The organism is Streptomyces sp. NPDC017520, from assembly GCF_044329855.1.
Classification (GTDB): Bacteria; Actinomycetota; Actinomycetes; order Streptomycetales; family Streptomycetaceae; genus Streptomyces.
Map to the genome: position 1 here is coordinate 319308 of NZ_JBIRKB010000006.1, position 24943 is coordinate 344250.

The following is a 24943-nucleotide window of genomic DNA, read 5'->3' on the forward strand; positions in this document are numbered from 1 at the left end:
ATCGCGTGCACCACGATGGCGTCAATAGGGCCATGGGGGATCATTCCTGGCCAGATTCATCTACTGCGGGGTTGAACGATGCGCGAGTCGGTTCAAGCAGAGGTCATGATGAGCTTCCTCGTCTCCGAGGAGCTCTCGTTCCGTATTCCGGTGGAGCTCCGATACGAGGTCGGCGATCCGTATGCCATCCGGATGACGTTCCACCTTCCCGGCGATGCCCCTGTGACCTGGGCATTCGGCCGCGAACTGCTGCTGGACGGGCTCAACAGCCCGAGCGGCGACGGCGATGTGCACATCGGCCCGACCGAGCCCGAGGGCCTCGGCGATGTGCACATCCGGCTCCAGGTCGGCGCGGACCGTGCGCTGTTCCGGGCGGGGACGGCGCCGCTGGTGGCGTTTCTCGACCGGACGGACAAGCTGGTGCCGCTGGGGCAGGAGCACACGCTGGGTGACTTCGACGGGAACCTGGAGGACGCGCTCGGCCGCATTCTCGCCGAGGAGCAGAACGCGGGCTGACCGGGGACGCACCCAATGCCCCGTCACCCTGTCTTACGACGACGGCCCCTGCCCGTCCGCGCGGGTACGGCCGTAGCCGCCTGGGCGCCGCCGGACCCCGGACGGTCCGCGGAGACGACCAGCGCGGCGAGCACCGTGGTCACCGGCACCGAGGCGACCAGACCGATCGATCCGACCAGCGTGCGGACGATCTCCTCGGCGACCAGCTCGCTGTTGGCCACCGTCCCGACACTGCTCTGGGCGATGGAGAAGAGCAGCAGGAGCGGCAGCGCCGCGCCCGCGTACGCCAGCACCAGGGTGTTGACCACCGAGGCGATGTGGTCCCTGCCGATGCGGATACCTGCCCGGTACAGACCCTTCCAACCCATCCGCGGGTCCGCCTGGTGAAGTTCCCAGACGGCGGAGGTCTGGGTGACCGTCACGTCGTCGAGCACCCCGAGCGAACCGATGATGACGCCGGCCAGCAGCAGACCGCTCATATCGATGTCCGGGTAGAGGCCGTGGATGAGGCCGGTGTTGTCGTCGGTGTTGCCGCTGAGGTGCGCCCAGCCGATGAACAGGGAGCCCAGCAGCCCGATCAGCAGCAGCGAGATCAGCGTGCCGACGACCGCGACCGACGTACGGGCCGTCACCCCGTGGCACAGATAGAGGGCCGCCAGCATGATCGCGCTGGCCCCGATGACCGCCACGACCAGCGGATTCGAGCCCTGGAGGATCGCCGGCAGGATGAACAGGGTCAGCACGGCGAACGACACGGCCAGCGCCACCAGCGCCATCACCCCGCGCATCCTGCCCACCAGGACCACCGCCAGCGCGAAGATCCCGGCCAGCACCGCCATCGGGATCTTCCGGTCCACGTCGGTCACCGAGTACTGGAGGTCGCGCGGCGCGTCGGGGGCGTACGCGACGACCACGCCCTGACCCTCCTTCAGCTGTCGGGGGGCGTCCGGCTGGACCACCTCGACGAACTTCCGGCCCTTGTCGTCGCCGCTGGTCACCTCGATGGTGGCCTTCGCGCAATCCCCCTCCTGCTCGTTGACGGCCTCGCGGCCCGAGGGCGTGGAGGTGTCACCGGTGGGGGGCACCTGCGCGGCGTTGACGTCCGCGCAGTCGACCTTCACGACCTGGACGACCTTGCCGTCCTGGGTCTGCCGGTCGAATCCGACGCCGGTGCGCTCGTGGTCGGGCGCGCCCCCGGGCCAGAACGCGATCAGGCCGACGACGACCGCCGTCGCGAACGGGATCAGTACGGCGGCGATCACCTTGCGCAGGTGCCGGGAGACGGGAGCGGCCGGTCCGTGGCTGTGGGTGTGGCCGTGGGTGTGGCCCTGGGGCGGCTGGGGTGCGGGGTCGCTTTGGGGGGAGGTCACGGGGCGATCATCGCAAGAAGGGGAGGCCCCTCTGGTCAGCTCGCCCGAAAGGACGCTAGCGTGGAGGCACCTTTGCACACGCGGGAGCTCGGAGCACCGGGCTGAGAGGGCGCTGATCGCCGTACATCCGTACGGGACACGCTGCGCCGACCGCCGAACCTGTTACCGGGTAATGCCGGCGTAGGGAGTAGGTCTCATGACCACAGCGGACGCACGCACGCCTGCCTCGAAACAGATCGACGGGACGCCGGACGGCACGACGCCGGACGGCACGACGCCGAACGACGAGGCCGGAAAGTCCATCGGCTGGCACAAGGGGTACGTCCAGGGCTCGCGCCCGGACCTCCGGGTGCCGGTTCGACAGGTGCACCTCACCAACGGCCAGGACGTGACGCTGTACGACACGTCCGGGCCGTACACCGACCCCTCCATCGACACCGATGTCCGGCGGGGCCTCGCGCCCCTGCGGGAGAACTGGATCATCGCCCGCGGCGACACCGAGGAGTACGCGGGCCGGCCGGCCCGTCCCGAGGACGACGGGCTCAAGCACACCTCGCCGCGCGGCGGACTGCGCAACCTCGACGCCGTCTTCCCCGGCCGCCCGCGCCAGCCGCGCCGCAGCCGCGACGGACGTCCCGTCACCCAGCTCGCGTACGCCCGACGGGGGGAGATCACCCCGGAGATGGAGTACGTGGCGATCCGGGAGAACGTGGAGCCCGAGGTCGTCCGCGAGGAGATCGCGCAGGGCCGGGCGGTGCTGCCCGCCAACGTCAACCACCCCGAGATCGAGCCGATGATCATCGGCAAGCGGTTCCTGGTGAAGGTCAACGCCAACATCGGCAACTCGGCCGTCACCTCCTCCATCGAGGAGGAGGTGGACAAGATGACCTGGGCGACGAAGTGGGGCGCCGACACGGTCATGGACCTGTCCACCGGCCGCAACATCCACACCACCCGTGAGTGGGTGCTGCGCAACTCCCCCGTGCCGATCGGCACCGTCCCGCTCTACCAGGCGCTGGAGAAGGTCGACGGCCGGGCCGAGGAGCTGACCTGGGAGATCTACAAGGACACCGTCATCGAACAGGCCGAGCAGGGCGTGGACTACATGACGGTGCACGCCGGTGTGCGCCTGCCGTACGTCCCGCTGACGGCCCGCCGCAAGACCGGCATCGTCTCGCGGGGCGGCTCGATCATGGCGGCCTGGTGTCTCGCCCACCACAAGGAGTCGTTCCTCTACGAGCACTTCGAGGAGCTCTGCGAGATCCTCGCGACGTACGACGTCACCTACTCCCTGGGCGACGGGCTGCGTCCCGGTTCGATCGCGGACGCCAACGACGAGGCGCAGTTCGCCGAGCTGCGCACGCTGGGCGAGCTGAACACGGTCGCGAAACGGTTCGGCGTCCAGACCATGATCGAGGGCCCCGGGCACGTCCCGATGCACAAGATCAAGGAGAACATCGACCTCCAGCAGGAGATCTGCGAGGAGGCGCCGTTCTACACGCTCGGTCCGCTGACCACGGACGTCGCGCCCGCCTACGACCACATCACCTCCGGCATCGGCGCCGCGATGATCGCCTGGTGGGGCACCGCGATGCTCTGCTACGTCACGCCCAAGGAGCACCTGGGGCTGCCGAACCGGGACGACGTGAAGACGGGCGTCATCACCTACAAGATCGCCGCCCACGCGGCCGACCTGGCCAAGGGACACCCGGGCGCGCAGGAGTGGGACGACGCCCTCTCCGACGCGCGGTTCGAGTTCCGCTGGGAGGACCAGTTCAATCTGGCCCTCGACCCGGACACGGCGCGGGAGTTCCATGACGAGACGCTGCCCGCCGAACCGGCGAAGACGGCGCACTTCTGCTCGATGTGCGGGCCGAAGTTCTGCTCGATGAAGATCTCCCAGGACATCCGGCGTCAGCACGGCGGTTCGCAGGAGGAGATCGAGGAGGGCATGGCCGAGAAGTCGAAGGAGTTCGCGGCCGCGGGCAACCGGGTCTACCTGCCCATCGCCGACTGATACGGGCCGACCGCCGGCCCGTCCCCGGCGGTCGGCTTCTCCCGGAGGCGAAGCCGCGGGACTGAGGCCCGATTCGGCCCGGTACGTATGGGCGTTCTACGGCTTATCGAGCAACTACGGCCGTTTCGGCTCGGTTTGACATAGTTTGACACCTTGTCAAGCGGCAGTATGGATACAGTCGTGTGGCAGCTGTATGTACGTTTGGCCCGCAGCTCACCTGCGCTTGACCCTTTCCTTATCTGTGGCTTACTTTCCGGCTTGCTTGGCTTGAAATTGGCGCCCTCTGGAACGGGGGCCGGGGAGGGAATCACAGTGAACTGGTACCTGGACGTACTCAAGAACTACGCAGGCTTCAGCGGACGCGCGCGCCGCAAGGAGTACTGGATGTTCGTGCTCTTCAACTTCATCATCGCCGTCGTGCTGTCGGCGCTCGGCATGGCGATCGACACGCAGATCCCGTACTTCCTCTACATCGCCGCGGTCATCGTTCCGTCGCTGGCGGTCATGGTGCGTCGTCTGCACGACACCGGCCGCTCGGGCTGGTGGTTCTTCATCTCGTTCGTCCCGCTGGTCGGCGGCATCATCCTGCTCGTCTTCCTCGCCTCGGAGGGCAAGCCGGAGACGAACCAGCACGGTGCCAACCCGAAGCTGGCTCCGGCCGTCTGACCAACAGCTCCGGTATTGGAGCACCGTGAGGCCGGGCGCGGCACACAGCCGCCCCGGCCTTCGCCGTACCCGGGCCTCACTCCGGCCGGTGCTCCGGTCCGCCGAAGTCCGGGCTCGTGAAATCGGGGCTGGTGAAGGTCGGCCGGGGACCGGCCGCCGGGCCGTCGTCCGGGCCGGAGAAATCCGGCCTGCTGTACCCGACCTTCGGGATGCGGTTGGGCGAACGGTGCGGAGTCCGTGCGGCGGGCCCCGCGGTGGGGTCGGCCAGGGCGTCCCGGAGGAACGGGAGGATGCCGCGCTCCAGCAGCGCGTGGCGCCACGCCTCCCTGGCCCGCGCGACGTCTTCCGGAAGCTCCTGCTCCTCGTTCTCGGCGGCCAGGGACGTCGCGCCGTTGCGGAGCGCGGTGACGAGCAGTCCGACGGCCGCGACCAGGATCGCCGCGGCGGCGACCGCCGCGAAGAACCACCCGGCCGCGACCATCGAGCCGCCGAAGGTCACCGACGGGCCGACCGCCTTCAGCAGATAGCCGACGAGCAGGAAGATGACGGCCGCGGAGCCGGCCAGCAGCGGGGTCAGGACCGTGATGACCGCGCCTATGCCGGCGCCCGAGCCGGCCGCCGTGCTCTGCGGCCCGTCCGTGGCCGGGCCGCCGTCGAGCTCCTCCGCGGCCGCCGCGCGGCGCAGTTCGCCGCGGGCCTTCACGTAGTGCTCGTACTCGGTGGCCGCGGCCGCGGTGATCAGCGCCGTGGCGCTGAGCGCCATGGTGCGCAGCTGTTCGGTGTTGAGCCGGTCCCCGACGCCCTCCAGGTCCGGGCGTTCATGAGCGTGGCGCAGTGCGTCGCCCAGGATCCGCTCGTACTCGGGTCCGTCCTCGGCCAGCAGGTGCGGAGCGCTTGTCATCTGCATCCCCCGATGCTCCGTCGGTGCCCGGCAGCCCGCGTGGAGACCGGGCGATCGGGCGGAAACGGAGGAGAGCCTGCCACTGATACGCCGATGGTAGAGCGCTCACGGCACGGGGTGACAGGGTGTTTCCAGAATTGGGCCCGGTGACGGGCCCGTCGATCGGCGAGGTCGGCGCAGGCGGAACCTGAAGCGCCTTCCCCGCCGACGGTCAGTCATGCAGCGGGAGTTGAACCACCAACAGCTTTCCGGCCATGGTCACGCCGCCGTCCATGGCGATGGCGAGGTCGTCCGCGTACACGTGCGGGCCGTTGATCACGGGCCCCGCGCCGTCCTCGCCGTCCTCCGTGCCGACCTCGCCCAGGAGGTAGGGGATGGGGCTGTGACCATGGACGACGCGCTGTCCGCCGTACGTCGTCAGCAGCTCGCGCACCGCCTGGGCGCCGCCCTCGTCCCGGAAGGCGAACCGCTTGGTGAGCTTGCGGAAGAGGTCCCAGCACTCGTCGGCGTCATTGCGCGTGAGAATGGCCGTGATCGTGTCATTGACGTCCTCGATGGTGGACCCGTAGTCGAGGTAGGCCGTCGTGTCGGAGTGCATCAGCAGATGGCCGTCCTCCTCGACGACCGCGTCGAGCCGGGACATCCACTGGAGGTGGACGTCCTGGAGGCGCTCCATGTCGCTCTTCTGGCCGCCGTTGAGCAGCCAGGCGGCCTGGAAGGTGGCGGTGCCCGCCCCGGAGTTGACGGGGGTGTCGGCGAACCGCTTGGCGCCGATCAGCAGCAGCTCGTGGTTGCCCATCAGGGCCTTGCAGTAGCCGCCGGCCGCAGCCGCCTCGGCGGAGAGCCGCATGACGAGGTCGATGACCCCGATGCCGTCGGGCCCGCGGTCGGTGAAGTCGCCGAGGAACCACAGGCGGGCGTTGCCCGCGGCCCAGTTCCCGTCGGCGTCGATGAGGCCCTGTGCGCCGAGGGCGGCGATCAGCTCGTCGAGGTAACCGTGGACGTCGCCGACGACGAAGAGCGGGCCGCGGCTGTCCTCGGCCACGGGGCGCGGCTCGGGAACGGTCCGCACCTGGACCGTGTCGCCGCGACGGATGACCGGGAGGTCCCGCTCGGTCGGGGTGTAGCCCTCCGGCTGCTCGCCGCCCACGACGGCGTTGCCGGGATGCGGCGGCCGGGGCGGGGCGGGAGCGAGCGGCGGCACTGCCGGGGGCACGGAGGCGCCGGGCGCCGGAGGGTTCGGTTCCGGCGCCCGCGGTGGCACCGGGGAAGGAGGCGCCGCCTGCGCTTGCGGTGGCACGGGTGTCTGCGCATACGGCGGAACCCGGAAGTCACGCAACGTCGCCGTCCGCACCACGGGTTCCTGACCGGCCCCCTGAGTCATCGACCCCTCCACCACCGTCGCGCCGCCGTACACCTGACGGGCCTTGCCTGGTAGAGGTGGTCCGCGGTGTCGTGCGCCCATCATAGGAATGCGGATCGATCTGTGTGACGCACCAGGGGTGGTGAATCCGGGCGCACGCACGGTTCACCGGCTGATTAGTCCGAAAAGAGATGATCAGTCCCCGCTGGGGGAGCGTGGCGCGCTGACCGTGGTGCGCGGTGGACGTCGCTGCGAGGAGGTCCGGACGATGAGCTCCGTCGGTATGACCTGCTCCACCGGCCCGTCGTGCTCGACCCCTTCGATGGCGTCGATGAGGAGCTGGACGACGGCCGTGCCGATGCGGCGGGGCTTCAGCGAGAGCGTCGTGATGGGCGGCTCGGTGGCCGCGTACACGGTGGACTCGCTGCAGCAGACCAGCAGCAGGTCCTCGGGGACCCGCAGTCCGTAGCGGCGGGCCGCCGCGAGGAGGTCGGTCCCATTGGGGTCGAAGAGCCCGTAGACCGCGTCGGGGCGGTCCGGGCGGGCGAGCAGCCGGTCGGCGGCGACCGCCCCCGCGCAGGGGTCGTGGGCCGGGTAGGACTCGTAGACGGGATCCTGGCCGACCCGCTCGCACCAGTGGAGGTAGGCGGTGGTGGACAACCGGGTGTACGTGTCGGTGGTGTTGCCGGTCAGCAGGCCGATACGCCGGGCTCCGGCGGCGGCGAGATGGTCGAGGAGGTCGAGCACGGCGGCCCGGTGGTCGTTGTCGACCCAGGCGGTGACGGGGAGCGTCCCGGCCGGGCGGCCGTCCGAGACCACGGGCAGTCCCTGGCGGACGAGTTCGGTGACGACCGGGTCCTGGTCGGAGGGGTCGATGACGACGGTCCCGTCGAGCGCGACGTTCGACCAGACGTCGTGCCGGGAGGTGGCGGGGAGGATGACGAGGGCGTAGCCGCGGGCGAGCGCCGCGGAGGTCGCGGCTCTCGCCATCTCCGCGAAGTACGCGAATTCGGTGAAGGTGAAAGGTTCATTCCCGTACGTGGTCACGGTCAGGCCGATCAGACCCGACTTGCCCGTACGGAGGGTTCGGGCCGCGGCGGACGGGCGGTAGCCCAAGCGCTCGGCGACCTCGCGGACATGGCGGCGGGTGGCGTCCGGGAGCCTGCCCTTGCCGTTGAGCGCGTCGGAGACGGTCGTGATCGAGACGCCGGCCGCGGCGGCCACATCACGGATCCCCGCCCGTCCCGGCCGGCCGCTGCGCCGGGGGGTCTCCGTCCGGCTCACCTGGTGCTTCCCTGCTGCTGTCATGGCGAGCCGATAGTAGGGCTCCGAGGGGTGGTCGGTCCGGTCGCATATGCACACGTTGACAGGCACGTTTCTGCAAGGTCACTAACCATCAAAATCCTTGCAATGCAAGGAACTTGGCCGCTCATGCATAGCTGTTTCAGGTGTTGGAGGGCGGCAGCCTGCTGTATGTGCGATGTCTCGAAGAGGTCTCAACTCACCACTTCGGGGGACGCGCGCCACGGCGCGAGCCACCAGCGCGCGCCGGAACGCGAAACGCTCCCCCCGGGAGAGGCCTCGGACCGGCCCCGCGCGAGGCCCCATTCCCGGGCACTGCGGTCGATTTCCCGCTCGGGCCGTTCGCAGCGGGGCCCAATCCTCTTAAGGTGTGCAGTATTGCTGTGAACAGACGGTCGAGGAGGACCTGCGGTGAGCGAGACGAGCCCCAAGCTGCGCGCCGAGCTGGACGGCGTTCCCGCCTATGTGCCGGGGAAGCCGGCGGCGGCCGGTGGACCGGTCGCGTACAAGCTGTCCTCCAACGAGAATCCCTATCCGCCGCTGCCGGGGGTGCTGGAGTCGGCGCTCGCCGCCGCGGGGAGCTTCAACCGCTACCCGGACATGGCGTGCACCGGCCTGATGAACGAGCTGGCCGACCGCTTCGGTGTGCCCCTGGCGCATCTCGCCACTGGCACCGGGTCGGTGGGGGTGGCCCAGCAGCTGCTCCAGGCCACTTCCGGACCTGGCGACGAGGTCATCTACGCCTGGCGGTCCTTCGAGGCGTACCCGATCATCACGCAGGTCAGCGGCGCGACCTCGGTGAAGGTCCCGCTGACCGACGGCGAGGTGCACGACCTCGACGCGATGGCGGGGGCGATCACCGACCGGACCCGGCTGATCTTCGTCTGCAATCCCAACAACCCCACCGGCACGGTGGTGCGCCGGGCCGAGCTGGAACGGTTCCTCGACCGGGTGCCGAGCGACGTGCTGGTGGTGCTCGACGAGGCGTACAAGGAGTTCATCCGCGACGCCGAGGTGCCGGACGGCATCGAGATCTACCGGGACCGGCCCAACGTGGCGGTGCTGCGGACCTTCTCCAAGGCGTACGGTCTGGCCGGGCTGCGGGTCGGCTTCGCGGTGGCGCACGAGCCGGTGGCCGCGGCGCTGCGCAAGACCGCCGTCCCGTTCGGGGTGAGCCAGCTCGCCCAGGACGCGGCGGTGGCCTCGCTCCGCGCGGAGGACGAGCTGCTGGGCCGGGTGGGCTCGCTGGTCGCCGAGCGCGCCCGGGTGAGCGCGGAGCTGGTGCGCCAGGGCTGGACGGTGCCGGAGTCGCAGGCGAACTTCGTCTGGCTGCGGCTCGGCGAGCGGACCCTCGACTTCGCCGGGGTCTGCGAGCGGGCCGGGGTGGTCGTGCGCCCCTTCAAGGGCGAGGGCGTCCGGGTCTCGATCGGCGAGAACGAGGGCAACGACCTCTTCCTGAAGACGGCGGAGGCGTTCCGCGCGGAGCTGTAGCGCCCGTACGCGCCTGTACGGCCGGGTCGCCAATACGGCCTGGTGGCCCCGGACCTCGATCGTGAGGTCCGGGGCCCTTTGCGTGGGCTGGGGGCCGGTTTTCGCGGGGCGGGCGCCGGTTTCCCGGGGCGGGGCCGAAAAGGGGTACCCCCGGCGAAGGGTCCGAAAGTGTGTGCGCCATAATTGCTTGTGAATGTGAACGCGTTCACAAGCGTGCCCTGCTTTCTCCCGTAATCAGGGGGATCAAAGGGGCGTAGTGCCGGTATGACCACGGCGATGTAAGGAGACTGACGACGTGGACCTCGCTCTGGCGCCGGAGACCCTGGCGCGATGGCAGTTCGGCATCACCACCGTCTACCACTTCCTCTTCGTCCCCCTGACGATCTCGCTCGCCGCGCTCACCGCCGGCCTGCAGACCGCCTGGGTGCGGACGGAGAACGAGAAGTACCTCAGGGCGACCAAGTTCTGGGGCAAGCTGTTCCTGATCAACATCGCCATGGGCGTCGTCACGGGCATCGTCCAGGAGTTCCAGTTCGGCATGAACTGGTCCGACTACTCGCGCTTCGTCGGTGACGTCTTCGGCGCTCCGCTCGCCTTCGAGGCGCTGATCGCCTTCTTCTTCGAGTCCACCTTCATCGGCCTGTGGATCTTCGGCTGGGACAAGCTGCCGAAGAAGATCCACCTCGCCTGCATCTGGATGGTCTCGCTCGGCACGGTCCTCTCCGCCTACTTCATCCTGGCGGCCAACTCCTGGATGCAGCATCCGGTCGGGTACCGGATCAACGAGGAGCGCGGTCGCGCCGAGCTCACCGACTTCTGGCGGGTGCTCACCCAGGACACCGCGGTCACCCAGTTCTTCCACACCATCACGGCGGCGTTCCTGGTCGGCGGGGCCTTCATGGTCGGCATCGCCGCGTTCCACCTGGCGCGCAAGAGGCACATCCCGGTGATGCGGACCTCGCTGCGCCTGGGCCTGATCACCGTCGTCGTCGCCGGAATGCTCACCGCCGTCAGCGGTGACAGCCTCGCCAAGGTCATGTTCCGGCAGCAGCCGATGAAGATGGCCGCCGCCGAGGCTCTCTGGGACGGACAGGACGGGGCGCCGTTCTCGATCTTCGCGTACGGGGATGTCAGCAAGGGCCACAACTCGGTCGAGATCTCGGTCCCCGGTGTGCTCTCCTTCCTCGCCAACAACGACCCGAACTCGCACGTCCCCGGCATCAACGACATCAACAAGAGCCTGGAGGAGAAGTACGGGCCCGGCGACTACCGTCCCAACATCCCGGTCGCGTTCTGGAGCTTCCGGTGGATGATCGGCTTCGGCATGGCCTCCTTCGGCCTCGGCCTCCTGGGGCTCTGGCTGACCCGGAGGAAGTTCCTGCTGCCACCGGCGCTGCGGACCGGTGAGGACGAGGTGCCCCATCTGGTCCTCTTCAAGAACAAGGCGCTGAGCCCGAGACTCACCAAGCTCTACTGGGTCGTCGCGCTCTGGACGCTGCTCTTCCCGCTGATCGCCAACTCCTGGGGCTGGATCTTCACCGAGATGGGCCGCCAGCCGTGGGTCGTCTACGGGGTGCTCCAGACCCGTGCCGGGGTCTCCCCCGGTGTCTCGCAGGGCGAGGTCATCACCTCGATGGTCGCCTTCACCCTGCTGTACGCGGTGCTCGCCGTGATCGAGGTGAAGCTGCTCGTGAAGTACATCAAGGCCGGACCCCCGGAACTCACCGAGGACGACCTCAACCCGCCCACCCGGATCGGCGGCCACGACGAAGAAGACGCCGACCGGCCGATGGCCTTCTCGTACTGAGCACAGGAGCTGAGAGATGGAACTCCACGACGTCTGGTTCGTGCTCATAGCCGTCCTCTGGACCGGCTACTTCTTCCTGGAGGGATTCGATTTCGGCATCGGGGTCCTCACCAGGCTGCTGGCCCGCGACCGCAAGGAGCGCCGGGTCCTGATCAACACGATCGGGCCCGTCTGGGACGGCAACGAGGTCTGGCTGCTCAGCGCCGGCGGCGCGACCTTCGCCGCCTTCCCCGAGTGGTACGCCACGCTCTTCTCCGGCTTCTACCTGCCGCTGCTGATCATCCTGTTCTGCCTGATCGTGCGCGGCGTCGCCTTCGAGTACCGCGCCAAGCGGCCCGAGGAGCGGTGGCAGACGAACTGGGAGACCGCGATCTTCTGGACCTCGCTGATCCCCGCGGTGCTGTGGGGCGTGGCGTTCGGGAACATCGTGCGGGGTGTGAAGATCGACGCCGAGATGGAGTACGTCGGCAACTTCTGGGACCTCCTCAACCCGTACGCGATCCTCGGCGGCCTCGTCACCCTCGCCCTCTTCACCTTCCACGGGGCGGTGTTCGCCGGCCTCAAGACGGCGGGCGACATCCGGGCCCGGGCCCGCGCGCTGGCGCTGAAGCTGGGGCCGGTCACCGCGGTGCTCGCGCTGGGCTTCCTGGTCTGGACGCAGGCCGACAACGGGGACGCCTGGAGCCTGGGAGCCATGATCGTGGCGGTGGTGGCGCTCCTGGCCGCGATCGGGGCCATCGCCAAGGGCCGCGAGGGCTGGTCGTTCGCGTTCTCGGGCGTGACCATCGCGGCGGCGGTCGCGATGCTCTTCCTGACGCTCTTCCCGAACGTCATGCCGTCCTCGCTGAACGACGCCTGGAACCTCACGGTCACCAACGCCTCGTCCAGCCCGTACACGCTCAAGATCATGACCTGGTGCGCGGGTATCGCCACGCCCGTCGTGCTGCTCTACCAGGGCTGGACCTACTGGGTCTTCCGCAAGCGCATCGGCACCCAGCACATCGCCGAAGCGCACTGACTCCGGTGAGCTGCCGCGAGCCCCGCGAGGCCCGCGGCAGCTCACCGTCCCGCAGAGTTCATCGACCCCGCCGGGGGGATGTTTCACGTGAAACCGATCGATCCGCGTCTGCTCCACTACGCACGCGCCACCCGCCTCTTCCTGGCGGCCGTGGTGGCACTCGGCCTGGTCGGCGCCCTGCTGGTGATCGCCCAGGCGATGCTCATCGCCGAGATCGTGGTGGGCGGTTTCGAGGGCGGACTCACGGTCACCGCGCTGCGCGACCCCCTTCTCCTGCTCGCCGCGGTCGCCCTCGGCCGGGCCTTCGTCGCCTGGCTCACCGAGCTCGCGGCCCATCGAGCCAGCGCGGCCGTCAAGTCCGAACTGCGCGGCCGGCTCCTGGAGCGGGCCGCGCGGCTGGGCCCCGACTGGCTGAGCGGGCAGCGCACCGGTTCGCTCGTCGCGCTGGCGACTCGGGGCATCGACGCGCTCGACGACTACTTCGCCCGCTATCTCCCGCAGCTCGGACTCGCGGTCGTGGTGCCTGTGGCGGTGCTCGCCCGGATCGTCACCGAGGACTGGGTGTCGGCGGCGATCATCGTCGTCACCCTGCCGCTCATCCCGCTCTTCATGATCCTGATCGGCTGGGCCACCCAGTCCCGGATGGACCGCCAGTGGCAGCTGCTGTCCCGGCTCTCCGGGCACTTCCTGGACGTCGTCGCCGGCCTGCCGACCCTGAAGGTCTTCGGGCGGGCCAAGGCCCAGGCCGAATCGATCCGCACGATCACCTCCGACTACCGCCGGGCCACCCTGCGCACCCTGCGGATCGCCTTCCTGTCCTCGTTCGCCCTGGAGCTGCTGGCGACCCTGTCGGTGGCCCTCGTCGCCGTCACGATCGGTATGCGGCTCGTCCACGGTGAACTCGACCTCTACACCGGCCTGGTGGTCCTGATCCTGGCCCCGGAGGCGTATCTGCCGATCCGCCAGGTCGGGGCGCAGTACCACGCGGCGGCCGAGGGGCTGTCGGCCGCCGAGGAGATCTTCACGGTCCTGGAGACCGACCCCCGGGCCTCGGGGACCGAGGACGTCCCGGACGCGCCGCGCCTGGAGCTGGCGGAGGTGACCGTACGCCACGAGGGCCGCGCCGAACCCTCGCTGGACGCCGCGTCGCTCACCGTGGAGCCGGGGGAGACCGTCGCCCTGGTCGGCCCGAGCGGGGTCGGCAAGTCCACCCTGCTGAACGTGCTCCTCGGGTTCGCCGTACCCGACGAGGGGCACGCCCGGGTCGGCGGCCGGGACCTCAAGGACCTGGACCTCGAACGCTGGCGGAGCCGTATCGCCTGGGTCCCCCAGCGCCCCCACCTCTTCGCGGACACCATCGCCGAGAACGTGCGCCTCGCCCGGCCCGACGCCGACGACGAGGCGGTCCTCGCGGCGCTGCGGGACGCGGGCGCGTACGACTTCGTCGCGGCGCTGCCCGACGGGATGCGGACCGCCCTGGGGGAGGACGGTGCCGGGCTCTCCGCGGGCCAGCGCCAGCGCCTGGCCCTCGCCCGGGCGTTCCTCGCCGACCGGCCGCTCCTGCTGCTGGACGAGCCGACCGCGAGCCTGGACGGCGAGAGCGAGGCGGGCATCGTCGACGCCGTACGGAGGCTGGCCGCCGGGCGGACCGTGCTGCTGGTCGTCCACCGTCCGGCCCTGCTGGCGGTCGCCGACCGCGTGGTGACGCTCAAGCCGCGTACCGGCGTTTCCACGGGCCGGGCAGTGGTGACCCAAGGTACGGGTGGCGCCGGACCCGCCGTCCCCCAGCCGCTCGCCGGGGGCGAACTCCTGGACACCCACCGGGCGGAGGAGCTGCGCGCTGCCGACGACGGACCGCGGAGGACCGGTGCCCGCTCCGGAAGGGTGCTTGCCCGGGTCCGCGAGGCGGCCGGCGCGCAGCGGGGGCGGCTGACCCTGGCCCTGCTGCTCGGCAGCCTGGCGGTCGGGTCGGCCGTGGGGCTCATGGCGGTCTCCGGCTGGCTGATCTCCCGAGCTTCCGAAGAGCCGCCGGTCATGTACTTGATGATGGCGGTCACCGCGACCCGCGCCTTCGGCATCGGCCGGGCGGTCTTCCGCTACGCCGAGCGGCTCGTCTCGCACGACGCCGTCCTGAAGCTCCTCGCCGACCTGCGGGTCTCCGTCTACCGGGGCCTCGAACGCATCGCCCCCGGGGGCCTGCGCACCACAAGGCGTGGGGACCTGCTGTCCCGGCTCGTCGCCGATGTGGACGCGCTCCAGGACTACTGGCTGCGCTGGCTGCTGCCCGTCGGCACCGCTGTCGTGGTGGGGGCCGCGGCCGCCGGGTTCACCGGCTGGCTGCTCCCGGAGGCGGGCGTGATCCTGGCCGTGGGGCTGCTGGTCGCCGCGGTCGGCGTACCGCTCGTCAGCGGCGCCTGTGCCCGCCGTACGGAGCGCCAGCTCGCACCCGCCCGTGCCGCCCTGGCCACGCGGGTCACCGACCTCCTGGGCGCCACCGCCGAACTGACCGTCGCGGGCGCGCTGCCCGCCCGGCAGACGCGGCTGCGCGCGGCCGACACACTGCTGACCCGGATCGCCTCGCGCGCCGCCGCCGCGACGGCACTGGGCGGCGGTCTTTCCGCCCTGGTCTGCGGTCTCACCGTGGTGGCCGCCGCGACCGTCGCCGTCCCCGCCGTGCAGGACGGCCGGCTGTCCGGTGTCGCGCTCGCCGTGGTGGTGCTGACCCCCCTCGCCGCCTTCGAGGCCGTCACCGGGCTGCCGCTCGCCGTGCAGTACCGCCAGCGCGTCGCCCGAAGCGCCGAGCGGGTGTTCGAGGTGCTCGACGCCCCCGTGCCCGTACGGGAGCCCGAGGCCCCCGCCGAGGAGCCCGCGTCGCCCTTCCCGCTGGAGGTACGGGGGCTGAGCGCCCGCTACCCGGGGGCCCGCCACGACGCGCTGGCCTCGCTCGACCTGACGCTGACGCCCGGTCGGCGCATCGCGGTCGTGGGCCCCTCCGGCTCGGGCAAGACGACGCTCGCCCAGGTCCTGCTGCGCTTCCTGGACGCCTCGTCGGGGACGTACCGGCTGGGCGGCGTCGAGGCGTCGGCGCTGGAATCGGAGACGGTCCGGCGCTCGGTCGGGCTGTGCGCCCAGGACGCGCACGTCTTCGACAGCACGATCCGCGAGAACCTGCGGCTGGCCCGCCCCGGGGCGACCGACGCCGAACTGCTCGACGCGCTCTCCCGGGCCCGGCTCCTGGACTGGGTGCTGGCCCTGCCGGGGAAGCTCGACACCCCGGTGGGCGAGCACGGCGCGCGGCTCTCCGGCGGTCAGCGCCAGCGCCTCGCCCTGGCCCGCGCGCTGCTCGCGGGCTTCCCCGTACTCGTCCTGGACGAGCCGGCCGAGCACCTCGACCTGCCGACCGCCGACGCCCTCACCGCCGACCTGCTGGACGCGACCCGGGGCCGTGCGACCGTACTGATCACCCATCGGCTGACCGGCCTCGACACGGTCGACGAGGTGCTGGTGCTGGACGCGGGCCGGGTCGTGCAGCGCGGACCGTACGCCGAACTCGCGGCCGAGGACGGGCCGCTGCGCCGCATGCTGGAACGCGAACGGGAGACGGTCGGGGCGGGGGGCCGATAGCGGCGGCGGCACCGGGCCGTGCCCCGGAGACGTCCTGAGCCCGTCGAGTACATTCTCGACTTTCGCCCTCTATCGGTACTAACTAGGCTCAGGCCATGGCAGAGCCCGACCCGCAGGACTCCCTGGACGCCGCCACCCGGGCCACCCGCAGCCTCCAGGGTCTGTCCACCGAGCTGACCGCGCGGGTGCCGCAGCTCCTGGAAGCGATGCGTTCCGTCGGCGCGGGGCTGGAGCTGCACTCCACCCTGGACCGGATCTGCGAGACGGCGGCCGAGCTCGCCCACGCCCGGTACGCCGCCATCGGCGTCGTCGACGAGTTGGGTGAGGGACTGTCGGACTTCGTCACGTACGGCGTTCCGCAGGAGGTGGCCGAGGCGATCGGGCGTCGCCCCGACGGCCACCGGGGTCTGCTCGGCGCGCTGATCCACGACCCCGCCCCGGTCCGGCTGGCCGATCTGTGCACCGATCCGCGGTCTGCGGGCTTCCCGCCGGGGCACCCCTCGATGCGGACCTTCCTGGGGGTGCCCATCCGGGTTCAGGGGGAGATCTTCGGCAACCTCTACCTCACCGAGAAGCGGCACGGCGCGGAGTTCACCGACTACGACCTCCACATGGTCCGGGTGCTCGCCACGGAGGCCGGGATCGCCATCGGCAACGCCCGGCTGTACGAGGCGGCGCGGCAGCGGGAGCACTGGATCGACGGTTCGGTCGCGGTCACCACGGCCCTCCTGTCGGGCGGGGACGCCGACGAGGCGCTGTCCGTGGTCGCCGAACAGGCCCGCCGGCTCGCCGACTCCGCCGCCGGGATCGTGCTGCTGCCCGCCGAGGAGGGCGGCCTGGAGATCGTCGCCGTCTCGTCCGACGACCCCGCGTCCTCGCTCGGCGTGATCATCCCGCCCCGGAGCGCGGTGGTGGCGAAACTGCTGGCGGGCGAGGCGGTGTTCATCGACGACTCGGCCACCGACAGCCGGATGGTCACCAGGCTGGCCGACCGCTTCGGCCCCAGCATGATGCTGCCGCTCCACAGCGGCGGCCGGGTGCTCGGTGCGCTGGCCACTCCCCGTGCGCGGGGCGCGCGCCCGTTCACGGAGACCGAGCGGACGCTCGCCACCCAGTTCGCCTCCCAGGCGGCGCTCGCGCTGATGATGGCCGAGGCGCAGCGGGACCGGGAGCGGCTCGCGGTGTACGAGGACCGTGACCGGATCGCCCGCGACCTCCACGACCTGGTCATCCAGCGGCTGTTCGCCACCGGGATGATGCTGGAGAGCGCCCAGCGCCGGTCGGTGGTGCCCGAGGTGCGGACCGGCGTCGGCCGGGCCGTGGACGAACTGGACGTGACGATCCAGGAGATCCGCACGGCCATCTTCGCGCTCCAGCAGGAACCGGCCGAAGCCCCGTCGAGGCTGCGCACCCGCGTGCTGCGGGAGATCAACATGGCGGCCGTCCCGCTCGGCTTCAAGCCCTCGCACCGCTTTCTGGGCCCGGTGGACTCGCTCGTCGGTGAGCTGACCGGCAAGAATCTGGTCGCCGCGCTGCGCGAGGCCCTCTCCAACGCGTTCCGGCACGCGGGGGCGTCGCTGATCGATGTGGTCGTCGACGCGACGGTGACCCTGCCGGACGGGCGGGCGGCGGTACGCCTCTCGGTCGCCGACGACGGGGTGGGCATCCCGGAGGGCGGCCGCCGCAGCGGACTGCGCAACCTGGCCCGACGGGCCGAGTCCCTGGGCGGATCGAGCCGGATCGAACCGGGGATCGGGGAGGACGGCGGCGGTACGACGGTGGTGTGGGAGGCGCCGCTGTGAGGGCGGCCCGGCGCTGACGCTGCCGGACGGGCGGGGCGGGGCGGGGCCCGCCGGGCCCGCGAGCCGGTGTGTCGCGGGCGGGGTCCGCGAGCCGGTCCGCTGATGTGCCGAAAGGTTTCAGCGGGTCTCTGCGCGGGCGGCGAGGATCCGCTCGATGACGACCGCCACCCCGTCCTCCTCGTTGGTCGTGGTCCGGCCCGACGCGGCGGCCACCGCGTCCGGGTGGGCGTTGCCCATCGCGAAGGAGGCGCCGGCCCAGCTGAGCATCTCGACGTCGTTGGGCATGTCGCCGAAGGCGACCACCTCGGCGGGCGAGATGCCGCGCTCGGCACAACAGGCGGCGAGCGTGGTGGCCTTGGAGACGCCGAGCCCGCTGACCTCCAGGAGCGCGGAGGGGCTGGAACGGGTGAAGGCGGCCTGCTCGCCGGCGGCCGTACGGGCCAGGGTGAGGAAGGCGTCGGGGGACAGCTCGGTGTGGTGGGCCAGCAGCTTGATCACCGGCGCGCCGGTGCCCGGGGCGTCCTCGTGCAGCAGCTTCTCGGCGACGGCCACGGCCGCGCCCGGGTCCAGGTGGAAGGGCGGGTAGGCCGGTTCGTAGTTGATGCCGGTGGTCATCTCGACGGCGAACGAGGTGCCGGGGGCCGCCTCGCGCAGGGTGCGTACGACATGCAGGGCGGCCGCGCGCTCCAGCGGTCGTACGGAGAGCAGCTCGCCGTCCGTGCGCAGGTCGGTGACCACGGCGCCGTTGGCGCAGATCGCCGTACCGTGGCCCTGGACGTGGTCCCGCACGACGTCCATCCAGCGGGCCGGCCTGCCGGTGACGAAGAAGACCTCGATCCCGGCCTCCTCGGCTGCCGCGAGGGCCGCGACCGTCCGCGCGGACAGCGTCTTGTCGTCGCGCAGCAGGGTGCCGTCGAGGTCGGTGGCGATCAGCCGGGTCACGGCGGGAAGAGGCGTATCGGTCACTGAGGTCACCGGACCATTCTCGCCCACAACGGTGCACGTGCGTGCGGAGGGGCGCACATCTGAGTGGGTAAGGCGCTGATCTGGGGAAAAGTCCTCTGGCATATGCCAAAGCCATCGAGTGGCCGTCACCCGCGCGTATGGCCGGAGGCTCCAGGGCATGAGCCTCCGCCCGAGCACCGTGGACCTCCCTGGTCCATGGCCGGCGCGAGGGCGGTCGCGACCGCCGACAGCGCGCTCGGAGGAGCTGGACTTCAACACCCCTGCCCACGCCTACGACCACCTGTCCGGGCGGACGTTCCAGGGCGGGACTGCCCGTGGTTCGGGGCGCTGCCCGCGCTCACTGCCGCGGCGACGGCCACCGAGCGCCTGCGGCGGGGCATTCCCGTGACCTCGGCCAAGCCTTGTCCGTGCAGCGTCTCCCGGTCCGACGGGGTCAAGCCCGGCCGTCCAGCGACGAAACGGTCCACCACGGTCGAGCCGTCCGGCAGGCGGTGGCGCAGCATGAAGTGATCGGTGATCCGGATCGCGTCCCCCACCTCCAGCCGTCGATCAGGCCCAGCCGTCTCCAGCAGGAGGGGTGTCAACCAGCGGTCGAAGCGGGCGCTCCGAGCGAAGGCGACCAGCTCCCCCTTTTGTCCGCGGCAGCGGCAGGCCCGCGTATCGTCGAGGCCATGCGTCTGAGCACGGTGATCCTCCCCATCCACCGGTGGGCCGAAGGACAGAAGATCTGGCGGCGGGCCGAGGACCTCGGGTTCCATGCCGCGTACACCTACGACCACCTGTCCTGGCGGACGTTCCGGGACGGCCCGTGGTTCGGGGCGCTGCCCACTCTCACCGCCGCGGCGACGGCCACCGAACGCCTGCGGCTGGGCACCCTCGTGACCTCGCCGAACTTCCGCCACCCGGTCACGCTGGCCAAGGAACTGATCTCCCTGGACGACATCTCGGGCGGCCGGGTCACCCTCGGCATCGGCGCCGGCGGCAGCGGCTTCGACGCCACGGCCCTGGGCCAGGACGCCTGGACCCCGCGTGAACGCGCCGACCGCTTCGCCGAGTTCGTCCCGCTCCTGGACCGGCTGCTCACCGAGGACGCGGTGACCCAGCACGGGGAGTACTACGCCGCGGAGGAGGCCCGCAACATCCCCGGCTGTGTTCAGCGGCCCCGACTGCCCTTCGCCGTCGCCGCGACCGGACCGCGCGGCCTGAAGCTCGCCGCCCGGCACGGGCAGGCCTGGGTCACCACCGGCGACCCCAAGCTGTACGAGAACGGCACCCCGGAGGAGTCACGGGCCGCGCTGCGGGGGCAGAACGAGAGGCTCACGGCGGCCTGCGCGGAGATCGGCCGGGACGCATCCGAGCTGGACCGGGTTTTGCTCACCGCCTTCACACCGGACCGCAACGGCCCGTTGGAGTCCGTGGACGCGTTCGTCGACTTCGCGGGGCGCCACACGGAGCTGGGATTCACCGAGATCGTCATCCACGCCCCGGTCCCGGACTCGGTCTTCGACGTCGACCCGACGGTCTTCGAGCGCATCGCGACCGAGGCGCCCGCGCAGTTGGCGTAGCGGCGGGGCGAGGAGCGTGGGGTCTGCCGGGTCCGCTTCGTACGGGGACACCCATCGCCGTGGGCCGGTGACCCGGACGGACTTCGACAGCCTGTTGCTCGCCCGGTGATCGGCTCGGTTCGGGACGCTCTCAGCCGCGCAGGCGCAGGAAACGCGGAGGTACGGCGTCGGCGAGCCAGACCCCGTTGGCGCTGACCCGGAAGACATGGCCGGCGCGGTGCATCGCGCCCGCGTCCACGGTGAGGACGAGGGGGCGGCCGCGACGGGCGCCGACCCGGGTGGCCGTTTCCCGGTCGGGGGAGAGGTGGACATGGTGGCGGGCCATGGGGCGCAGGCCCTCGGCCCGGATCGCGTCCATCGCCCGGGCGACCGTGCCGTGGTAGAGGTACGCGGGCGGTTCGGCCGGCGGCAGGTCCAGGTCGACGGCGACGGTGTGGCCCTGATTGGCGCGGATGCGGTCGCCCTCGACGCCCCCGCCCTCGACGCCGCCCTCGAAGCCGCGGCAGACGGTGAAGCGCCGCTTGTCGTTGGCGGCGACGACGTGGTCGAGCTCGGCGCGGGAGAGGGCGAACCCGTGCCGGGCGGCGGCGCGCAGCAGCTCCTCGACCGCCACCCAGCCGTTCTCGTCGAGGGTGAGGCCGATGCGTTCCGGCTGATGCCGCAGATGGGTCGAGAGGTACTTGGACACTTTGACGGTGCGACGTTCGTCCATGGCGTCAGAGTGCCTGTGGCGGGGTTGCCCGTGCATCCGCATTTCGGCTCGTCGGCTGCTCACCTCGTCATCTCGTCGGTTCTTCGTTCTTCCGCGGTTCTTCTTCCTTTCTCCCTCGCCGGGTTTGATCCACAGCCAACCCAGGTTATCCACAGGCTATTTGGCGTTTCTGTGGACAACGCTTCTTCGCTTTAGGGGGTTTCGTTGATTTCACCCCCTTTGAGGCGAGTTGCGCTCAGCTGGTCCAAGGTCCGTGCCTGGACCTCCCGTTCGGTGGCTGCCACGACGAAGGCGGCCACCCGCTCCGCGCCAACCAGCCGCTCTACAGCCTGTGTTGTGCGGGTGGGCAGCAGCACGGGGCGCGTCGCGTCCTCCGGGGCCGCCGATTCCGCCGCGCCGAGGTGGCGGTGCAGACGGCGAGTCGCGAACGTGCGCATGGCACGGGCCAGTTCCGCGTCCACCGTCTGCTGTGCGAGGGGCCGGAGACGCCGCACAAGAGACGCCGCCTCGGCCGCGTCCGAGTCGGTGGGAGGCCGATGGCCGAGATAGCGGGCGAAGACGTGCTCGGTGGTGAACTCAAGGAAACGGGAGGCGATGTGCTCCACCTGACCGCGAAGCTCCCTCAAATGGGCGGAGATCGCGGACAGCGGGACCCCGGCCCCGTACAACTCGACGGCCACCGCGAGCTCTTGCGGACTGGGCACGAGGAACTCGTCGTCCCGACCGGGCATCCGCTCCAGCACGCCGAGCTCCACCGCCTCGGCGATGGCCGCGTCGTCCTGTCGGCCGCCGAACCTCGCGTCCAGCTCCCGGCGGCTGATCCGGTCGGCCTCCTCGTCCGTCCACGGGCCGTGCACCTCGGCGACCAGACCGAGCACCCCGCCGAGGCCCCGTCCCGCGTCCCACGCCTCCAGCAACTCCTTGATGCTGGCCAGGGTGTAGCCCCGGTCGAGCAGGCCCGCGATCTGCCGCAGCCGGGTCAGATGAGTCTCCCGGTACACATTGGCCCGGCCGCGCCGCTCGGGCGTCGGCAGCAGCCCCCGGTCCTGATAGGCGCGGATCGTGCGCACCGTGGCCCCGCTGGCATGGGCCAGGTCCTCGATCCGGTACTCGGCGGCCCGGGCGCCGGCCCCGGTCACAGCGGAGGCTTCAGCCGGGCGACGGAGCGCAGGGCCCCGGGGCTCAGCCGGGACAGCAGCCGCGCGCCACGCGCCTCGGGGGTCACCGGCACCACAGCCTGGTTGCGCACGACCGCCCGCAGGATCGCGTCGGCGACCCTCTCCGGCGGGTAGTTGCGCCGCCCGTAGAGACGGCTCGCCCGCTTCTGGAGCCGCGCCTCCTCCGCCGCGTCGGCCCCCGCGAAACGCGTGGTGGCGGTGATGTTGGTGTTGACGATGCCGGGACATATCGCGCTCACCCCGATCGACTTCTCCGCCAGCTCGGCCCGCAGACATTCGCTGAGCATCAGCACGGCCGCCTTCGACGTGCTGTACGCGGGCAGCACCCGGGACGGCTGGAACGCGGCGGCCGACGCCGTGTTGACGATGTGGCCGCCCTGGCCCCGGTCCGCCATCTGTGTGCCGAAGATCCGGCAGCCGTGGATGACCCCCCACAGATTGACGTCGAGGACCTTCTTCCACTCCTCGCTCGTGGTCGCCAGGAAGGAGCCGGACAGCCCGACCCCGGCGTTGTTGACCAGGACGTCGACAATGCCGTACTCGGCGGCGACCCGGGCGGCGAGCTTCTCCATCGCGGCCTCGTCGCTGACGTCGACCGCCTCGCCCCAGGCCGCGGGCGCCCCGATCAGCCGCGCCATCTCCGCGGTCCGGGCGGCCCCCTCCGCGTCCCGGTCCACGGCCACGACCCGGGCGCCCGCCTCGGCGAACGCGAACGCGGTGGCCCGTCCGATCCCGGAGGCCGCGCCCGTCACCAGGACCAGCTGACCGCCGAACCGCTGCGCGTAGGGGCCCTGCGCGGCCGTCCGCTGCGCGGGCGCGCCCTCCCGTCCGGCGGACTCGTTCGCGGTGACGAACTCGTCGACCCAGGAGGCCAGCTGGTCCGGTCGGGTGCGGGGCACCCAGTGCTTGGCCGGAAGCGAGCGGCGCACCAGGGTGGGGACCCAGTCCTCCAGCCCGTCGTAGAGCCGTGCGGAGAGGAACGAGTCGCCGGTCGGCGTGATCAGCTGGACGGGGACGTGGGCATAGGCGTCCGCGCGGGGCCTGCTGAGCCGGGCGCGGACGTTGTCGCGGTAGAGCCAGGCGCCGTGCGCCGCGTCGTCCGGCAGGGAGGCGGTGGGGTAGTCGCCCGCGGGCACCTTCTCCATGCGCTCCAGGATCCGGGGCCACCGCTTCCCGAGCGGGCCGCGCCAGGCGAGCTCCGGCAGGACCGGGGTGTGGAGCATGTACACATACCAGGACTTCGCGCCCTGGCCGAGCAGCTGGCCTACCCGGCGGGGGGTGGGACGGGCGGCCCGGCGTCTGATCCAGTGCCCGAAGTGGTCCAGGGACGGACCGGACATCGAGGTGAAGGAGGCGATCCGGCCCTCGGTCCTGCCGACCGTGACGAACTCCCAGGCCTGGACGGACCCCCAGTCGTGACCGACCACGTGCACCGGCCGGTCCGGGCTGACCGTGTCGATCACGGCCAGGAAGTCGTCGGTCAGCTTCTCCAGGGTGAAGCCGCCGCGCAGCGGCTTCGGGGCGGTGGACCTGCCGTGTCCCCGCACGTCGTACAGCACCACGTGCCAGTTCTCGGCCAGCCGGACGGCGACGTCCGACCAGACCTCCTTGCTGTCCGGATAGCCGTGGACCAGCACCACGGTCGGCCGGCCCGCGTCGCCCAGTTCGGCGACGCACAGCTCGACGCCTCCTGTGACCACGCGTCGCTCACGTGCCTGGGACAGATTCACGCCGCCACCTTCTCCTCGGCCCAGCGCCGCACGTGCGGCAGATCGTCGTCCAGCCAGAAAGCGCTCTGCTCGGGGTCCTTGGAGTCGGTGACGACCAGGATCTCCTCGAACTTCGCGCCCGTACCCCGGAATCCGAGGTGGGGTTCGACCGCCCACAGGCCCGGCCGCGGCGGGTGGTCGGAGAAGCGGTAGGGGCTCCACAGCGGCGACCAGCCGTCCCGATGACCGTGCAGCGCGTCGCTCACCAGTCCCTTGAGGGCCTGGGTGCCGAAGCCGAACACCTTTGGCGACCAACGGCGTTCGGCGACGCGGTCGATCTTGTGGGCCATCACGCCGAAGGGGTAGGCCCGGTGCCTGTTCGCGTATCCCTGTGCGGTCATGAGGCGTTCGACGTCCTCGTATATCTCGCGCAGCGAACGGCGCTCGCGCACCTCCCGCAGGATCAGCTCGCGGTGGGCCTCCAGATCGGCCAGCAGCCGATCGTGCAGTGGATTGAGGCCGAGGCACCCCGCATACCCGACATCGGCGGTGCAGCCCTTGTACACCGGGGCCAGGTCGAGGATGAACGGCATCCCCGGCTCCAGCTTCCGGTCGGTCGGGAAGAACTGCAACGGCACCTTGAACCCGGCGAACGCCGTGCGGTCTCCGAACCAGGCGAACGGGAGGTGGAACCAGTCGCGCACGCCTCGCTCGCGCAGCCACGTGCGCTGCATCCGGGCCGCCTCGCGCTCGGTCACCCCCGACCGCAGCTGACCGGCGACCGCCTCCGCGCAGGCGTAGGCCAGACGCTGGACTTCCCTGAACCCCCGTAGCTCCGGGGCGCTTTCATGCTGCACTGCCGCGGTCATGCCGGTCATGCCACCGTCCGTTCCCTGCCGTGTGCGGTACGCGTCCGTAACGTGACACTGATGAATG

General features: G+C 71.1%; 18 protein-coding genes, 1 pseudogene and 1 riboswitch. Of the genes and pseudogenes, 10 read left to right on the forward strand and 9 right to left on the reverse strand.

What is annotated here, in order from left to right; translation table 11 throughout:
- Nucleotides 1–78 precede the first annotated feature (78 nt).
- Entirely contained in the window at nt 79–516 is a 438-nt protein-coding gene (locus ACH4KB_RS17225; protein WP_024263706.1) for an SsgA family sporulation/cell division regulator, read from the forward strand.
- 23 nt (nt 517–539) lie between these two features.
- Here ACH4KB_RS17225 and ACH4KB_RS17230 read toward each other — a convergent pair whose 3' ends face one another.
- Nucleotides 540–1886, reverse strand: coding sequence for a YibE/F family protein (locus tag ACH4KB_RS17230; protein ID WP_398066759.1), 1347 nt, complete (start codon nt 1884–1886; stop codon nt 540–542).
- A 70-nt stretch (nt 1887–1956) separates the two neighbouring features.
- Nucleotides 1957–2090: riboswitch (TPP riboswitch) on the forward strand.
- On the opposite strand from ACH4KB_RS17230, the gene thiC reads away from it, so the two are divergent.
- Nucleotides 2083–3903: a phosphomethylpyrimidine synthase ThiC gene (thiC, locus tag ACH4KB_RS17235; RefSeq protein WP_398066760.1), complete on the forward strand. Its 1821-nt coding sequence runs from the start codon at nt 2083–2085 to the stop codon at nt 3901–3903. (Overlaps the previous riboswitch by 8 nt.)
- Before the next feature lie 312 nt (nt 3904–4215).
- A complete protein-coding gene (locus ACH4KB_RS17240) occupies nt 4216–4569 on the forward strand; it encodes a DUF805 domain-containing protein (RefSeq protein WP_398066761.1) in 354 nt (117 codons plus the stop codon).
- Between the two features lie 76 nt (nt 4570–4645).
- On the opposite strand, the gene ACH4KB_RS17245 is transcribed toward ACH4KB_RS17240, so the two are convergent.
- The 3 genes from ACH4KB_RS17245 to ACH4KB_RS17255 all read right to left on the reverse strand — a co-directional run bounded on the left by ACH4KB_RS17245 (nt 4646) and on the right by ACH4KB_RS17255 (nt 8141).
- Nucleotides 4646–5476 (reverse strand): hypothetical protein, encoded by an 831-nt coding sequence (locus tag ACH4KB_RS17245; RefSeq protein ID WP_398066762.1) that lies wholly within the window; start codon nt 5474–5476, stop codon nt 4646–4648.
- Nucleotides 5477–5681: 205 nt separating this feature from the next.
- A complete protein-coding gene (locus ACH4KB_RS17250) occupies nt 5682–6854 on the reverse strand; it encodes a metallophosphoesterase (protein WP_398066763.1) in 1173 nt (390 codons plus the stop codon).
- A 174-nt stretch (nt 6855–7028) separates the two neighbouring features.
- Nucleotides 7029–8141 carry a LacI family DNA-binding transcriptional regulator gene (locus tag ACH4KB_RS17255; protein ID WP_006126041.1) on the reverse strand — a complete coding sequence of 371 codons (1113 nt, stop codon included), beginning with the start codon at nt 8139–8141 and terminating at the stop codon, nt 7029–7031.
- Nucleotides 8142–8546: 405 nt separating this feature from the next.
- Between ACH4KB_RS17255 and hisC the strand changes: the two genes are divergently transcribed.
- From hisC to ACH4KB_RS17280, 5 genes are all read left to right on the forward strand, one after another.
- Nucleotides 8547–9626, forward strand: coding sequence for a histidinol-phosphate transaminase (gene hisC, locus ACH4KB_RS17260; RefSeq protein WP_398066764.1), 1080 nt, complete (start codon nt 8547–8549; stop codon nt 9624–9626).
- A 295-nt stretch (nt 9627–9921) separates the two neighbouring features.
- Nucleotides 9922–11433, forward strand: a complete 1512-nt coding sequence (locus ACH4KB_RS17265) for a cytochrome ubiquinol oxidase subunit I (protein WP_398066765.1) — start codon at nt 9922–9924, stop codon at nt 11431–11433.
- Nucleotides 11434–11449: 16 nt separating this feature from the next.
- Nucleotides 11450–12451 (forward strand): cytochrome d ubiquinol oxidase subunit II, encoded by a 1002-nt coding sequence (gene cydB, locus ACH4KB_RS17270; protein ID WP_398066766.1) that lies wholly within the window; start codon nt 11450–11452, stop codon nt 12449–12451.
- Nucleotides 12452–12538: 87 nt separating this feature from the next.
- On the forward strand, nt 12539–16075 hold the full coding sequence (cydD, locus tag ACH4KB_RS17275; RefSeq protein ID WP_398066767.1) for a thiol reductant ABC exporter subunit CydD: 3537 nt from the start codon (nt 12539–12541) through the stop codon (nt 16073–16075).
- Between the two features lie 95 nt (nt 16076–16170).
- Nucleotides 16171–17877: a GAF domain-containing sensor histidine kinase gene (locus ACH4KB_RS17280; protein WP_398066768.1), complete on the forward strand. Its 1707-nt coding sequence runs from the start codon at nt 16171–16173 to the stop codon at nt 17875–17877.
- A 117-nt stretch (nt 17878–17994) separates the two neighbouring features.
- Here the strand turns inward: ACH4KB_RS17280 and ACH4KB_RS17285 are convergent, their stop codons facing one another.
- On the reverse strand, nt 17995–18852 hold the full coding sequence (locus tag ACH4KB_RS17285; protein WP_398066769.1) for an HAD family hydrolase: 858 nt from the start codon (nt 18850–18852) through the stop codon (nt 17995–17997).
- 148 nt (nt 18853–19000) lie between these two features.
- Here ACH4KB_RS17285 and ACH4KB_RS17290 point away from each other — a divergent pair.
- Nucleotides 19001–19236: pseudogene (locus tag ACH4KB_RS17290) on the forward strand (LLM class flavin-dependent oxidoreductase); the annotation flags it as partial.
- A 278-nt stretch (nt 19237–19514) separates the two neighbouring features.
- A complete protein-coding gene (locus ACH4KB_RS17295) occupies nt 19515–20408 on the forward strand; it encodes an LLM class flavin-dependent oxidoreductase (RefSeq protein ID WP_398066770.1) in 894 nt (297 codons plus the stop codon).
- Between the two features lie 130 nt (nt 20409–20538).
- Here the strand turns inward: ACH4KB_RS17295 and ACH4KB_RS17300 are convergent, their stop codons facing one another.
- The 4 genes from ACH4KB_RS17300 to ACH4KB_RS17315 all read right to left on the reverse strand — a co-directional run bounded on the left by ACH4KB_RS17300 (nt 20539) and on the right by ACH4KB_RS17315 (nt 24885).
- Complete coding sequence (locus ACH4KB_RS17300; protein WP_398066771.1) at nt 20539–21120, reverse strand: RNA 2'-phosphotransferase; 582 nt, start codon at nt 21118–21120, stop codon at nt 20539–20541.
- Between the two features lie 191 nt (nt 21121–21311).
- Nucleotides 21312–22259 (reverse strand): MerR family transcriptional regulator, encoded by a 948-nt coding sequence (locus ACH4KB_RS17305; protein ID WP_398066772.1) that lies wholly within the window; start codon nt 22257–22259, stop codon nt 21312–21314.
- Entirely contained in the window at nt 22256–24028 is a 1773-nt protein-coding gene (locus tag ACH4KB_RS17310; protein ID WP_398066773.1) for an SDR family oxidoreductase, read from the reverse strand. The genes ACH4KB_RS17305 and ACH4KB_RS17310 overlap by 4 nt, the downstream gene beginning before the upstream one ends.
- Nucleotides 24025–24885: a M24 family metallopeptidase gene (locus ACH4KB_RS17315; RefSeq protein ID WP_398066774.1), complete on the reverse strand. Its 861-nt coding sequence runs from the start codon at nt 24883–24885 to the stop codon at nt 24025–24027. Before ACH4KB_RS17315 ends, ACH4KB_RS17310 begins: the two co-directional genes overlap by 4 nt.
- Nucleotides 24886–24943: the final 58 nt, after the last annotated feature.

What these genes read in the sequence shown, in the direction of transcription:
- ACH4KB_RS17225 (WP_024263706.1), top strand. Translation starts at nt 79, where the DNA reads ATGCGCGAGTCGGTTCAAGCAGAGGTCATGATGAGCTTCCTCGTCTCC.
- thiC (WP_398066760.1), top strand. Translation starts at nt 2,083, where the DNA reads ATGACCACAGCGGACGCACGCACGCCTGCCTCGAAACAGATCGACGGG.
- ACH4KB_RS17245 (WP_398066762.1), bottom strand. Translation starts at nt 5,476, where the DNA reads ATGCAGATGACAAGCGCTCCGCACCTGCTGGCCGAGGACGGACCCGAG.
- ACH4KB_RS17250 (WP_398066763.1), bottom strand. Translation starts at nt 6,854, where the DNA reads ATGACTCAGGGGGCCGGTCAGGAACCCGTGGTGCGGACGGCGACGTTG.
- ACH4KB_RS17255 (WP_006126041.1), bottom strand. Translation starts at nt 8,141, where the DNA reads ATGACAGCAGCAGGGAAGCACCAGGTGAGCCGGACGGAGACCCCCCGG.
- cydB (WP_398066766.1), top strand. Translation starts at nt 11,450, where the DNA reads ATGGAACTCCACGACGTCTGGTTCGTGCTCATAGCCGTCCTCTGGACC.
- ACH4KB_RS17280 (WP_398066768.1), top strand. Translation starts at nt 16,171, where the DNA reads ATGGCAGAGCCCGACCCGCAGGACTCCCTGGACGCCGCCACCCGGGCC.
- ACH4KB_RS17295 (WP_398066770.1), top strand. Translation starts at nt 19,515, where the DNA reads ATGCGTCTGAGCACGGTGATCCTCCCCATCCACCGGTGGGCCGAAGGA.
- ACH4KB_RS17300 (WP_398066771.1), bottom strand. Translation starts at nt 21,120, where the DNA reads ATGGACGAACGTCGCACCGTCAAAGTGTCCAAGTACCTCTCGACCCAT.
- ACH4KB_RS17315 (WP_398066774.1), bottom strand. Translation starts at nt 24,885, where the DNA reads ATGACCGGCATGACCGCGGCAGTGCAGCATGAAAGCGCCCCGGAGCTA.